Raw genomic sequence first — 13,670 nt, forward strand, 5'->3', positions numbered from 1 at the left:
CATCGATGAGGAGACTTCGCATGTTCGATCGGCCGACCGTCAGCGGCGCGCACCGCCCGACGCCCCGGAAGAAGTACGAGCTGGTTCAGGCCGCCCTCGCGGAAGACTACGCTCACGCCGGGGCCGGCACGTCCCTCCCATCGGAATCCGATCTGTGCCACCGATACGGGGTCAGCCGGGTCACCGTCCGCCGGGCCGTTAACGAGCTCGTCAACGAGGGTCTCCTGACCCGCCAGCAGGGCCGCGGAACCTTCGTCAGCCCCGCGCGGGACGCCTCGTCCCATCCCGCGGAATGGATCGATTCGCGGGGTTTCTTCGCGCAGATGCGGGACCAAGGGCTCCACGTATCCTCGACCATCCTCTTTCAGGAAATCGTCACTGCCTCCCGCGAGGTCTCGGACGCCCTTCAATTACCGGCACGGGAGGAAGTCGTGCGTCTCGACCGTCTGCGCCACGTCGACGGCAGGCTCGACCACCTCACGCGAAGCTGGCTGAGCGCCAAGAAATACCGCCGCCTGATCGAATACAACCTCACCGACCGGTCCCTCCAGGGGATCCTCTCCGCCGACTTCGGCTTCACACCCCGTCTAGGAGAGGCGACGACGCGGATCATCGAGGTCGCCGGCGTCGACGCCGAGCACCTGCGCCTGCCCTCCCCCACGGTTCGCCTCAGGACCTTCCTCAGAATCTACGGGCGGGGCAGGGTTCCGGAGGTATGCACGGAAACCATCTACGCCGATGCCCACGCATCGCCCACCTTCACCTACATCAGCCACTCATAGACGCGAGGGATGACCATGATCCAAGAATCACTGACCACAGATCACGTCGACGTCGCCGACGTCGCCACCTGGCAAGACGCCATCCGCCGGGCCGCCCACCCGCTCCTCGCGGAAGGATTCATTCGCGACTCCTACCTCCAGCAGGTCATCGAGACCATCGGCGGGCCGGGCGGGACCTACATGGACCTGGGCTTCGGCATCACCCTGGCGCACGCCCGTCCCGAGGCGGGAGCGATCACCACGGGCTTATCCCTGCTGACACTGAGGAATCCCGTGAACCTCGCCGACGACGTGTCCCACCCCGTCAGGACCGTCATTTTCTTGGCGGCCGCGGACGCGTCGTCTCACCGGGACGCCCTGCGGGAGCTCTCCACCATCCTCATGGACCCGGAGAAGCGGCACCGACTGACGCACGCGGAGAAACCCGCCGACATCGTGGCCGTCTTCGACGCGGCCTAAACCCACCGGATTGACCCGGAACGAAAGGAAAGAGCAATGAAATTCATGGCAATGTGCAGCTCCGGTCTCGGGAGCTCCTTCATGGTCGAGATGAACATCCAAACCGCCCTCAACAAGGTCGGGGCGACCGGGGTAGAGGTATCCCACGCGGATCTCGGTTCGGCCTCGGCCACCGATGCGGACGTGTTCTTCGTCGGCCGGGACCTGGAGAACTCCGTGTCCGGATTCGACGACGTCGTAATCCTCGACTCGATCATTGACCAGGACGAACTCGACCGGAAGGTCAAGGCAACCTGCGAACGCCTCGGCATTCCGATGAACAACGAGTCATGAGAGGCCACCGATCATGAACAGCACACTGAACGTCTTGGTCCAGGTCTTCTCCCAACCGGCGATCCTCGTGGCACTGATCGCCCTCCTCGGCCTGGTGCTCCTGAAGAAACCCGGCGCGGACATCATGAAGGGCACGCTCAAAACCTTTGTCGGATTCCTGGTGTTGTCCGCCGGCGCCGCGGTGATCGTCGATTCGCTGGATCCCTTCGGGCGCATGTTTTCCGAGGTCTTTGGGGTCCAAGGGGTCGTGCCGAATAACGAGGCGATCGTCGGGCCGGTGCTTCAGAAATACGGCACCGCCGCCGCCCTGATCTTCTTCTTCGGCATGGTGGTCAACGTGGTTCTGGCCCGCGTGACGCGGTTCAAGTACATCTATTTGTCCGGACACGTGGCCCTGTACCAGTCCGCCATGATCGCGGTGATCCTGATCGTGGCGGGATTCAGCACCTGGGAGGCGATCCTCTGGGGGTCCATCGCCGAAGCGGTCATCACGACCATTTCTCCCGCGGTGGTGCAGCCCTTCATGCGGCGCGTCACGGGCAATGACACCGTGGCCCTCGGCCACACCGGGGGATTCGGCATCGCGCTGTCCGGGCTCATCGCCTCCGTCTCGGGCGGAAATCCCGAGAATTCCACGGAAAAGCTCAAAGTCCCCAAGTCGCTCGGTTTCGTGCGGGATTCCACCGTGGTGGTCGCGCTCTCGATGGGGCTGATCTTCGTGGTGGTGGCCTTGTTCGCCGGACCGAGTTACGTGCAGGACAACATCTCCGACGGCCAGAACTACATCCTGTGGGCCATCATGTCCGCCGGGCAATTCGCCGCGGGTGTCTTCGTGATCCTGGCGGGCGTGCGCGTCATCCTGGCCGAGATCGTCCCCGCGTTCAAGGGCATTTCGGAAAGGATGGTCCCCAACGCCAAGCCCGCGCTCGATGTCCCGATCACGTTTACGTTCGCCCCCAACGCCGTCATGGTCGGTTTCCTGTCCTCCCTGGTCGCGGGCCTGCTCGGCATGGGGCTCATGGGAGCGCTCGGCACCGCAGTGATCATCCCCGGGATCGTCGCCCACTTCATGACGGGTGGAGCCTCGGGAGTCATCGGCAATGCCGTCGGCGGGCGCCGCGGCGCCGTTCTAGGGGCCTTCGCCAACGGCATACTGATCACGGTCGTTCCCCTCCTCCTGCTTCCCGTCCTGGGGGATATTGGGACCGCGAACGCCACGTTCGGCGACTCCGACTACGGCGTGATCGGCCTTTATCTCGGCTGGCTCGGATTCGGCGGCGGAAAGGGCTTGATCATCGCGGGAATCGTCCTCTCGGTGATCCTCGTCTTTGCCGCGAGCCTTCTCTTGGACCGCCGGGCCCGGCGGGCTGTTCCCCAGCCGGCGGACGAGGCAGGGTCCACCGCCTCGACGCCCGGTTCGGGGGCGTAAGTCACGGACCCTCGCGGCGGGCGACCGGGCACATCGGCGCCGCCGCCCGCCGCGAGAGACGTCTCGTCCGGTCCGTCATGCCCGGGGGGGGGAAAGCAGCCGTCGACCTAACTGGACCAAATTTTTCGTTCATTTCTGGATCTACTTTTGGACCAGCGTCGCGGGACAGGATGGTCTTCATGACAGATTCAGTGACCTCAACTACTCCCGAAACCGGATCGCCCCTCGTCAAGCGAGGCCTGGCCGACATGCTCAAGGGCGGCGTCATCATGGACGTGGTGACCCCCGAGCAGGCCCGCATCGCCGAGGACGCCGGCGCCGTCGCCGTGATGGCCCTCGAGCGAGTCCCGGCCGACATCCGAGCGCAGGGCGGCGTCGCCCGCATGTCCGACCCCGATCTGATCGAGCAGATCATCGATACCGTGTCCATCCCCGTGATGGCCAAGGCCCGCATCGGGCATTTCGTGGAGGCCCAGGTCCTCGAGGCGCTGAAGGTCGACTACATCGACGAATCCGAAGTCCTCTCCCCGGCCGACTACGTCAACCACATCGACAAGCAGAAATTCACCGTGCCCTTCGTCTGCGGGGCGACCAACCTCGGCGAGGCCCTGCGCCGCATCGCCGAGGGCGCGGCCATGATTCGCTCCAAGGGCGAGGCGGGCACCGGTGACGTCTCAGAGGCCACCAAGCACATCCGGACCATCCGCGGGCAGATCGCGGAGCTCCAGGCGGCCTATGCGGCCTCCCCCGACTCGCTGTTCGTCAAGGCCAAGGAGCTTTCCGCACCGTACGACATCGTGCGCGAGGTCGCGCAGACCGGCAAGTTGCCGGTGGTCCTCTTCACCGCGGGCGGCGTCGCCACCCCGGCGGATGCGGCCATGATGATGCAGCTCGGGGCCGACGGCGTCTTCGTCGGGTCGGGCATCTTCAAGTCCGGCAATCCGGCTCAACGCGCCGCGGCAATCGTCAAGGCCACCGCCTTCTACGACGATCCCCGGGCCGTCGCCGATGCCTCCCGCGGTCTCGGAGAGGCCATGGTGGGCATCAACGTGGGCGACCTGCCCGCGCCGCACCGTTTGGCCGAGCGCGGCTGGTAAAGGCCATGCGTCGCCCCACCGTCGGCGTCCTGGCCCTCCAGGGCGGGGTGGCCGAGCACATTGAGATGCTCGGCCGCCTCGGCGCGTCCACCCGCCTGGTGCGGCGGGCCGAACATCTCACCGGTCTCGATGCCTTGGTCCTCCCGGGCGGGGAGTCTTCCACGATCGACCGACTGACCCGCCTCTTCGACGTACGCGATCCCCTGATCGAGGCGATCCGTGGAGGCCTGCCGACGCTCGGGACCTGCGCGGGGCTCATCATGCTCGCAAGCCAGATCGACGATCCGGCCCCCGGGCAACAGTCCCTCGGCGTCATGGATATCGGGGTCTCCCGCAACGCCTTCGGGTCTCAGGTGGATTCCGCCGAGGTCACGCTCGCGTGGAAGGGCACGGCCGTCGACGCCGTGCGGGCGGCCTTCATTCGCGCACCGATCGTCACCCGGCTCGGCGGGGCCGTCGAAGCCCTCGCCGAACACGAGGGCAAGGTCGTCGCCGTCCGTCAAGGCCACCTGCTCGGCATCTCCTTCCACCCCGAACTCACGGGCGACCCCAGCGTGCACCAGGAGCTCCTCGCGTCCCTGGAATGACGCCCGGACCAGGACAAACATCATCTCCTCCGCTCACCCGAGGCACGTGTTCTGTGTACCCTGGGGACTGAGGGCACGAGGCCGCCCGCCACGGCGCCTCACCACCCCTCACAAGACTTGGGCAAGGAGAGCATCGTGGGACTTCAGACGGACGAAACCGCCAGCCAACAGGGGCAACACGACGGCCCCTTGAGCCGCGAAAACGCCGGCAAGAATCGTGGCCGGGTGGTTTCCACCACCAACCGGAACGGCGAGCAGGGCCAGTTCGGTTATGGCCCCCGCACCAAGCGCCCCTATTCCCAGGAAGACTACGAGCACCCGGCCGCCGCGTGGGGTGCCGCAAAATCCGTGGGCCGCGTCCTCATGGCTCAGCGCGAACCGGTCCTCGGCACGCGCGCGATGTTCACCATGAACCAGGAAAACGGCGGCTTCGACTGCCCCGGGTGCGCCTGGCCGGACGACCAGCACGGCCTCAAGCTGGATCTGTGCGAGAACGGCGTCAAGCACACCACCTGGGAGATGACGCCCAAGCGCACCACGGCCGAATTCTTCGCGAAGCACACCGTGACCGAGCTGGAAGGCTGGACCGACTACGCGCTCGAGAACGTCGGTCGTCTGACCGAGCCCATGGTCTACGACGCCGAGACCGACCACTACGTCCCGATCGAATGGGACGACGCCTTCGCCCTGGTCGGCGAGACCCTCCGCGGCCTCGATTCCCCGGACCAGGCATCCTTTTATACCTCGGGCCGCCTAAGCAACGAAGCGACCTTCCTGTACCAGCTCTGGGCCCGTGAATTCGGCACGAATAACCTGCCGGACTGCTCCAACATGTGCCACGAAGCCTCGGGTCGCGCGCTCAAGGCTTCCCTCGGGACCGGCAAGGGCACCTCGGACCTCGAGGACTGGAACAAGGCCGACCTGCTACTGATCATGGGCAATAACGCCGCCTCCAACGCGCCGCGCATGCTGACCGCGCTGGCCGACGCCGAGCGACGCGGCGCCAAGGTCGTGCACGTCAACCCGCTCGTCGAGGCCGCCTCGAACGGCACCATCGTGCCCCACGAGATCGACCAGATGGCCCTCAACAAGGTCACCGACACCACGAACATGAACGTTCAGGTTCGTCCCGGCGGCGACATGGCCTTCCTGCGCGGCATCGCCAAGGCCCTCTTCGAACGCCTCCCGCACGACCCGGAAGCCATCGACTCGGACTTCCTGGAGAAGTACACGGACGGCTTCGAGGAATACCGGCGCATCGTGGAGGAAACCTCTTGGGATGAGCTGGAGCGGCAGTCCGGGCTGATCAAGGCCCAGATCCTGCAGGTCGCCGAGATGTACCGGAACGCCGAAAAGTCCGTTTTCTCCTGGTGTCTCGGCGTGACTCAGCACGAGCACGGCGTCGACGCCGTCCGCGAGATCGTCAACGTGCTCATGATGCGCGGCAACATCGGGCGCGAGGGAACCGGCCCGTCCCCCGTTCGCGGGCACAGCAACGTGCAAGGCAACCGAACCTGCGGCATCGACCACCGGCCCACCGCCGAATTCCTCGACAAGCTCGACGCGGCCTGCGGCATCACCTCCCCGCGCGAGCACGGCTTGGACACCGTGACCACGATCGAAGCCATGGCCGAGGGTGAGGTCAAGGTCTTCGTCAGCATGGGTGGCAACTTCGTCATGGCCGCCCCGGACACCGAGCTGACCTCCGAGGGACTGCGCAAGACCGACCTGACGGTCCAGGTCAGCACCAAGCTGAACCGCAGCCACATCGTTCACGGCAAGAAGGCCCTGATCCTGCCGTGCTTGGGCCGCACCGAGAAGGATGTCCAGAAGTCCGGGGAACAGTGCGTCTCGGTCGAAGACGCGATGTCGATGGTGCACCATTCCTTCGGCATGAAGCGCCCGGCCTCGCCGTACCTGATGTCGGAGCCCGCGATCCTCTCGGGCATGGCCAAGGCAACCCTGCCCGACTCCTCGACCCCGTGGGAAGAGTACGCGCAGAACTACGACCGCATCCGCGACACGATGCAAGAGGTTCTCCCCGGTTTCGAGGACTTCAACCGTCGCGTGCGTCTGCCCCACGGTTTCCGGATCCACCAGCCGGCCAGGGAACTGGATTTCTCGAAGACCTCGACCGGCCGCGCGAACTTCTCGCACGCCGAGATGCCGGATGTGGTTCCGGACCAGGGATCCCTGATCCTGCAGACCATGCGTTCCCACGACCAGTGGAACACCACGATCTACTCGAATAACGACCGCTACCGCGGCGTGAAGAATCTGCGCACGCTGATCTTCATGAACGCCGACGACATGCGCTCACGCGGCATCGCCCAGGGAGATCTGGTGGACATCACCGCGACCTCCAAGACGGGGGTCCTGCGGCGCCTCGAGAAATATCACGCCCTCCCCTACAACATTCCGCAGGGCAGCGCCGCCGGCTACATGCCGGAGATGAACGTTCTCATCGGAATCGAGGACTACAGCACGCAGAGCGAGCAGCCCCTGATGAAGAACGTCCGCGTGACCGTGGAACCGAGTGCGCCCCGCGCCCAGGCCTAAGAGCGATCAGGACGGCCGGGTCAGGCGGCTCGCAGAAGCTCCTTGGCCCGGCCGTACTTCACCGCCAGCCGTTCCCGCGTTTCCTTCCCGAGGAGCGCGGTGCGCGCTGGGTCGGTGTTGTCCTCCAGGTCCGATTCCTTGACGAGGACGGCCGCGGGCACGGCCCGGATCTTCGAGAAATAGTCCTCGGTGGTTTCTCCGGGGACCTTGGTGACGGCCACGACGGCGTCGACCACCTGCTCGGGAAAGGCGTGCCGAAGCTGCGGCTCGGTGATGGAGGTGTCCTCCAGGACGTCGTGTAACCACGCGGCGGCGATCACGAGGTTCGCCTCGTATCCGAAGACCCCGCGCTCATCGCAACGACGCGCGGCGTACGCGGCGACGCGCTCCGGATGCCCGATGTATTTTTGGCCGGACTGATCCTCCTGGCCCTCGTGTGCGGCGGTGGCCAGCGCCTGGGCCCTTGGCACCAGCGTGAGATCTTCGATGCGTGCCCAGATGGATTCGTCGACGTGTCGTTGGCTCATCATGGTCAGGTCCTCTTGGTCGATGGTCTGAGTGAGACAAGCAACAGCCTAGGCACCCCGACCGACAACTTAAGGGACCTTACGGAAGGCTACGACTGCATGAGGGTCTCGACCGGATCGATCCTGGACGCTTTCCACGCTGGATACAGGCCCGCGAGCAACCCGATGATCAATCCCGCCGACACGCCGAGGCCGATCACGTCCGCCCCGATCACCGGAGTCCAGCGATTCGCCAGGCTGACCCAGGAGAGCGTGTTCACCGCGGCGACCATGCCGATGATCGTCCCCACGATGCTGGTCAGCACGGCCTCCGTGGCGAATTGGACCAAGATGCCGCTCGGCCGGTTCCCGAGGGCCAGACGCAAGCCGATCTCCCGGCGTCGTTCCAGGACGGCCACGAGGTAGGTGTTCATCATGCCCACGGCCCCGATCACGAGCGTCACCGACGCCACCGCGATGAGCATCGACCGCTGATGTTGATCCACCGCGTGCTTGAGGGTTTCCGGCTCGGGCGGCACGCTGACGGCGAAGGCGCCCGGTTTTTCCGGGCTGATCGCCACCGGGGCCTCCTGCCCCACCTGCGCCGCCGCTCCTGGAGCCGTGGCCAGGATGACGTTGAGAGTTCCGATGGATTCCTGGGGCATCTCGACGCCCAACGGCAGGTACACGGCGCCGCGGTAGTCCGCGAGGGACGGGTTTTCCGAGGCCACACCGATCACGGTGATCGGCGTGTGATGCACGAACAGCGTCAGGCCCGGTTTCCAGGTCAGGCCGAGGCCCCGCAGGAGGGCCTCGCCCACGACTGCCACACGATCGTGGCGTTGCACGTGGCCTTCGTCGAACATCCGCCCGGCCACGAGGTGTTGGCCCTGCGCGTCGAGCACCTCGGGAGTGGCCCCGAGAACGTCCGCCCGCACCTCGTGCTGCCAGTCGTCGGCGAGGTCGGGGGCCTTGGAGATGGGCACGCTCCCGGTGATCGGTTGCAGCATCGCCACCTGAGTGACGCCGTGAATCGTATGTAGCCGCTCATAACCTTCACCGGCCCGCAACCGCGTGGCCTGGTCGGCGGTCGTCACCGCTCTGGCGCTATCCGAGAGCACCACGCGTTTGGCCTGGAAAATGTCGAACGCGTCGGAGAGCTGGCTGGAGATCGTGGTGGTCAGGCCGACGGTCAGCACCAGGGACGCCACACCCAGCGCGACCCCGAGCACGGTAAAGAGGTTACGCCGCAGACGGTGGACGACGGCGTCGGCCGCTTCGGAGAAGGCAAGCATGGTACGCGAGGGCTTCCGCGCCGAATCCGAGGTCTCTTCCTGTGCCATCCCGTCCAGGGCCGGTGGCCACCTACTCTCGGGTGCGGAAAATTCCTCCGCGTCCGCCCTCGCCGGTGCCGAGTCACCGCCCGGGGCGATCCCCGCTGCCGCGGCGACTCGGGCGCCCTCTCGGTCGTCCGTGGATTCGGCAGGTTCGGAAGTCTCCGCGAATCTCCCGTGGTCCAGGACCAGGGCTCGATCACACTGAGAGGCCACCCAGGGATCGTGCGTCACGATCACCGTGGACTGCTCGGTTCCGGTGACCCGCCGCAGCATCGCGATCACGTCGCGTGATCTTTCCTCGTCCAGGGATCCGGTGGGTTCGTCGCACAGCAGGAGTCGGGGCTTGGTCACGAGCGCGCGAGCAATCGCGACGCGCTGTTTCTCGCCTCCCGACAGCGTTTCGACGGACGCGTTGGCGCGGTGTGAGAGGCCCAGTTGCTCGAGCATGGCCTCCGCTCGAGCCCGACGCTGCTTGCCGCTCAGCCCCAGGTGCTTGAGCGGCAACTCCACATTTTTCACCACGTTCTTGTGGTCGATCAGGTGGAAGGACTGGAAGACGAAGGCGATCCGGTGGAGACGTTCCGTGGATTTCCGAGACCGGGGCAAGCCGCCGACGTCGGCACCGTCCAATACGTATTCGCCCTGATCGGCGGACATCAGCAGGCCCAGGATATTCAGGAGCGTGCTCTTCCCGGAACCAGAAGGGCCCACCACCGCCACGAGCTCCCCGGCCCGCAGTTCCATATCCAGCCCACTGAGAACCGGAATGTCGCTCTCGCCCTGGCGAAAGGACTTCCCCACTCCGTGCAACCGCACGATGGGTGGTTCGGTCTCCCGGGACGATGCGGCGTGCGCCGTCGGCGGGGGCGTCACGACGTCCCACCGTTGCTCAGGGCGATCCGCACGGCGTCGCCTTCATGCAATTCACCGTCGGTGGCCATCACCGCGTTCTTTCCCTCCGCGGTGAAGGTCACCTGCACCGGAACGTCGGTGCTGTGGCCGCCGCTGACCACCGTGACCTTTGTATGCCCGTCCTGATTCCACAGCGCCGCGCTGGGAACCACCAACGCATCTGGAGCGCTTTCGGAGACCACGAGGTCGCCGATCATGGTGGTCGTCGCCTTCTCGGCGTCACCGTCGCCGAGCGGCGCAACGGCGATGTGCTGCGACGTCGGCGCGTTGCCCTTCGGGTTCTGGCCGGCATCCGATCCAGGCGAGGTGACCACGACGCCGGGCTTCGTATTCGTCGCACCCGTATTCGCGTCGTTCGGCGCGTTGTCCACGACCTCGGACAGCACATATTCGGTCGTTCCCAGGGTCGGCAGGATCAGGTGCTGGCCCGCTTTCGCCTCGGGCGTGAGTTCGCTGCCGTTGGCACCGGTGCACCGCAGGCTCTGGTGGCTGGTCGAAACGGTCGCGATGGGGCCGTCGCTCACGGCACCGGTCGCACGCGGCTGGCCCACCACCGTGGCCTCTTCCGGCAGGACGGTGAAGTTCGCGGCCTGGATCTCGGCGTCGTCTTTGGGCCCGTGGTAGCCGAAGGAGCGATAGAGCTTATCGAGGGCGGCGAAGGTCTTCTTGTCGACGAGGTCCAGCGTCTTTGCGGTGCGGGCCGGCTGATATCTCAACGCCGTCAGGGCCTGGTTGATGAGTACCGCGTCGGGCCCACGGTCGTCCACGCGCAGGTTTCGGTACAGCGAGAATCCGCCAATCACCGCGAAAATCGGCTCGCCATTGACCTCCGCGACCAAGGAGCCCTGTTTGATGGTTTCCCCCTGCCGCACGGCGATCTTGGTGAACTGGCCCGAGCTTTGTTCCGCCCCGACGTTCAAGGGCATCGTCTTCGAATACCCCACGCTGCACGTCACCGGGGCGGTGCTACGCAACTGTTCCTTCCGCACGACGTCGGTGAGTTCGGTTTTCGGCGGCGGCGAGGCTTCCGCGGTCTTTTGAGCGGTGGTTTTGAAGGTCGAGGCAACGAAGACCGTGACGCCGGTCAAGATCACGAGGAGAACAATACTTAAGGAAATCCAGAATTTTTTCACGAGTCGGCCCGACCTCAGCGCCCCAGAATCTTGGGTGCGTTCTCTTCGGCGGCTTTCTTCGCGGTGGCCACCTTATCCAGGATCTCCTGCTTGTCCTTCAGGAACGTGGTGAGGTAAGCGTTCGTGGTATTGCGAACGGTGGCGTCGTAATCCACCTTGACGCGGCACTGCGCATCCGAAATAGCGACGTTCTTATCCGCATTGGGAATATCAACCACTACTCGCTCCGGCGATTCGGCAACCAGATGATACTGATCCTTCATGCATTCCGACCACCGCCGAGAAACGTCGGAGACGCGCCCATCCTGCATCGCCGCGTTCATGTAGGGCAAGGAAAGATTGTCAGCCCCCATGAAGATCGCCCCGGTTTCTGCGCTCCCAAACACCGCTTCATAGGACTTGGCCACGCAACCATCTTTATTAATACTTCCCCCGCCGGGGCCCTGGATCGCGCCCTCTTTGCCGGAGCCCATGAATGCTACATGTTTCTTCTCGGCCTCTTCCTGCGTCAGCTTCCCGTCCTGGTCTTGTTCTTCGTGTTCAGCGGTGGCACTGCCGTCTAGGCGTTCATATCCATGTTCCCTGGCCTGCTCCACAGTCAATGGCTTGGATAGAAAATGGATTTCCTGCGTCTCAGGCACCTCCGGGTTCGTGTTCGGGAATCCACGATCAGCCATGCATTGAGCCGTCGTTTTGCCAAGTGCTTGCCTCGTCGTGGGGGACAGCGCAAAGATCGTTTGAACTTTATCTACGGCCTGAGGATCAGGGCTGGCGGCCGGTTTAATGTCTTCAACCACGGGCTGCGGCGAAGCCGGCTCACCAGCCCTGGAATCCTCGCTGAGGGCTCCACACCCCGTGAGGAGTAATAATGCACCAGATGCAATAATTAACTTTTTCATAATTTGTCACTCCCCAGAGGCATGTGAATACTATTTATACTTATTTGAACTATTTAACCAGAAGTTAATTACATATGTTGCACGAAGTCCGCCCTATCATTGAACCCAATTGATCCAAGATTTGGTTCATACCATCCTGGCTTAAGAACCTGAGCAAAATACTTGTGCCCACCCCGCCATTCACCAATTCCGATCAGTGCATGAATATTTGCATTTGCCCACGACGAAACATTGTCATGCATAATTGGCGTCATATCTGCGAACCCAAGATAGCCACTCACCATTTGAACAGCACCTGTAAGGTTATTGTGTTCATATACGCACTCATAGTGAGTAGGGCAGCTGTAGACATGGGCCTGTGCTGGTGCGGAGGTCACCACAAGGCCACCCGCGGCGCCACCAGCGACAAGTCCAACGGTTATTACTTTTCGGAACCATGAAGCAATCATTTCAACTCCAAATTTATGACTGCGGCCTCGTTGCCGCTGGCAATAATGATAACCATCCAACTTCTTGTGGTCAAGATTTTAACTACACTTTTCTGTGCACCTGACTAGGGCGAACTTCTACCTCGCGTAGGCTTCAGCATAAAACACCTAGTCAGGTTCCTTTGAGAGAATCAGGGAATCTCGCTTCACTCTTAATGTCCCAACACTCTCGGCGCATTCTCCTCCGCAGCCTTTTTGGCCGTGGCGACCTGATCAAGGATTTCCTCCTTGTCGTGGAGGAAAGTCGTCATGTAGGCGTTAGTGGTATTCCGAACCTTCGCGTCAAAGTCGAGCTTGGCGCGACACTGCGCATCATCGAACGCCACCGCCTGATCTACCTGAGGAAGGTCCACCCCCAGAGAATCCGGCGAACGGACGACGAGGTTATGGTCCCTCTTCATACAGGCAGACCATTGATCCACCAGATTATTCAGGTCGAATTTGGCCGTATTGGTGTACGGCTGCGTCAGATTGGCCGCCGCTCCGATAAAAACGACCCCAGCCTCTGCGCTGCCGAATACCGCCTCATAAGAATGCGCCAAGCATCCGTCACGATTGATGGACCCGCTAACACCGGGCACCTTGACCGCACCGGACTCCATGGTCCCAGTGAGGGCTTCGCCCATCTTGATGGAATCTTCTTCACTCATGCCAGCGACCTCCGACGGGTCGCCTCACCGTCCGAAGCCCCCTCCGGAGAGTCGTATCCATACCGCCTAGCGGTATCCAACGAGAGCGGGGCATAGGGAAGAGTCATTGGCACCGTATTTACCAGCGGCGGGCGCTTCATCGAAAAGCCTCGATCCTTCATGCACTGAACCACGGCCGCCCCCTGAGCCTGCGTCACGGTAGGCGACACGCTAAAAAGGGAATTCACCTTGTCAATGGCTTGAGGGTCGGGGGACTTGGCGGGCTCAATGGTAGGACTTTGACTTGAAGCCACCGGCACAGGCGGCTGGTTTGCACCTATGGCGTCCTCGATCGCTCCACAGCCCGTGAGGAGGGCAATGGAGCAACAGGCAAGAACCAACTTTCTCACCGGGACGCTCCGGAGAGAACACCACCAAATCGGGGCCTCGGGCTTCTCTTAAGCCACACCCCCGCCGATGGAACCTCGGCCATCCACGCCCCCGTGACACCGCTCATGGC

Annotated in this window: 13 protein-coding genes; 7 read left to right on the top strand and 6 right to left on the bottom strand. The window is 63.6% G+C overall.

Annotated elements, in window-relative coordinates:
* Positions 1–20: 20 nt before the first annotated feature.
* The 7 genes from CURSPS6_RS09300 to CURSPS6_RS09330 all read left to right on the top strand — a co-directional run bounded on the left by CURSPS6_RS09300 (position 21) and on the right by CURSPS6_RS09330 (position 7,246).
* A complete protein-coding gene (locus CURSPS6_RS09300) occupies positions 21–782 on the top strand; it encodes a GntR family transcriptional regulator (protein WP_051687794.1) in 762 nt (253 codons plus the stop codon).
* A gap of 15 nt (positions 783–797) precedes the next feature.
* The gene (locus CURSPS6_RS09305; RefSeq protein ID WP_160319788.1) at positions 798–1,241 is read left to right on the top strand and encodes a PTS sugar transporter subunit IIA; all 444 of its coding nucleotides are present in this window, start codon (positions 798–800) and stop codon (positions 1,239–1,241) included.
* 36 nt (positions 1,242–1,277) lie between these two features.
* Complete coding sequence (locus CURSPS6_RS09310; protein WP_030015735.1) at positions 1,278–1,574, top strand: PTS sugar transporter subunit IIB; 297 nt, start codon at positions 1,278–1,280, stop codon at positions 1,572–1,574.
* A gap of 13 nt (positions 1,575–1,587) precedes the next feature.
* Positions 1,588–3,003, top strand: coding sequence for a PTS ascorbate transporter subunit IIC (locus tag CURSPS6_RS09315; RefSeq protein WP_030015737.1), 1,416 nt, complete (start codon positions 1,588–1,590; stop codon positions 3,001–3,003).
* Between the two features lie 170 nt (positions 3,004–3,173).
* The gene (gene pdxS / locus CURSPS6_RS09320; protein ID WP_416371667.1) at positions 3,174–4,100 is read left to right on the top strand and encodes a pyridoxal 5'-phosphate synthase lyase subunit PdxS; all 927 of its coding nucleotides are present in this window, start codon (positions 3,174–3,176) and stop codon (positions 4,098–4,100) included.
* Between the two features lie 5 nt (positions 4,101–4,105).
* Positions 4,106–4,687, top strand: a complete 582-nt coding sequence (pdxT, locus tag CURSPS6_RS09325) for a pyridoxal 5'-phosphate synthase glutaminase subunit PdxT (protein ID WP_051687796.1) — start codon at positions 4,106–4,108, stop codon at positions 4,685–4,687.
* Between the two features lie 135 nt (positions 4,688–4,822).
* Positions 4,823–7,246 (top strand): FdhF/YdeP family oxidoreductase, encoded by a 2,424-nt coding sequence (locus CURSPS6_RS09330; RefSeq protein ID WP_235503718.1) that lies wholly within the window; start codon positions 4,823–4,825, stop codon positions 7,244–7,246.
* Positions 7,247–7,266: 20 nt separating this feature from the next.
* On the opposite strand, the gene CURSPS6_RS09335 is transcribed toward CURSPS6_RS09330, so the two are convergent.
* The 6 genes from CURSPS6_RS09335 to CURSPS6_RS09355 all read right to left on the bottom strand — a co-directional run bounded on the left by CURSPS6_RS09335 (position 7,267) and on the right by CURSPS6_RS09355 (position 13,171).
* Positions 7,267–7,776: an HD domain-containing protein gene (locus CURSPS6_RS09335; RefSeq protein WP_235503719.1), complete on the bottom strand. Its 510-nt coding sequence runs from the start codon at positions 7,774–7,776 to the stop codon at positions 7,267–7,269.
* Positions 7,777–7,862: 86 nt separating this feature from the next.
* A complete protein-coding gene (locus CURSPS6_RS09340) occupies positions 7,863–9,962 on the bottom strand; it encodes an ATP-binding cassette domain-containing protein (RefSeq protein ID WP_051687797.1) in 2,100 nt (699 codons plus the stop codon).
* On the bottom strand, positions 9,959–11,134 hold the full coding sequence (locus CURSPS6_RS09345) for a secretion protein HlyD (RefSeq protein ID WP_152978100.1): 1,176 nt from the start codon (positions 11,132–11,134) through the stop codon (positions 9,959–9,961). The genes CURSPS6_RS09340 and CURSPS6_RS09345 overlap by 4 nt, the downstream gene beginning before the upstream one ends.
* Positions 11,135–11,148: 14 nt before the next feature.
* Complete coding sequence (locus CURSPS6_RS12550) at positions 11,149–12,033, bottom strand: membrane lipoprotein lipid attachment site-containing protein (protein WP_152978101.1); 885 nt, start codon at positions 12,031–12,033, stop codon at positions 11,149–11,151.
* Positions 12,034–12,101: 68 nt separating this feature from the next.
* Entirely contained in the window at positions 12,102–12,482 is a 381-nt protein-coding gene (locus CURSPS6_RS12375) for a peptidase inhibitor family I36 protein (RefSeq protein ID WP_082470301.1), read from the bottom strand.
* A gap of 191 nt (positions 12,483–12,673) precedes the next feature.
* Complete coding sequence (locus tag CURSPS6_RS09355; RefSeq protein WP_030015746.1) at positions 12,674–13,171, bottom strand: hypothetical protein; 498 nt, start codon at positions 13,169–13,171, stop codon at positions 12,674–12,676.
* Positions 13,172–13,670: the final 499 nt, after the last annotated feature.

Source organism: Curtobacterium sp. S6 (assembly GCF_000710345.2).
Lineage (GTDB): Bacteria > Actinomycetota > Actinomycetes > Actinomycetales > Micrococcaceae > Rothia.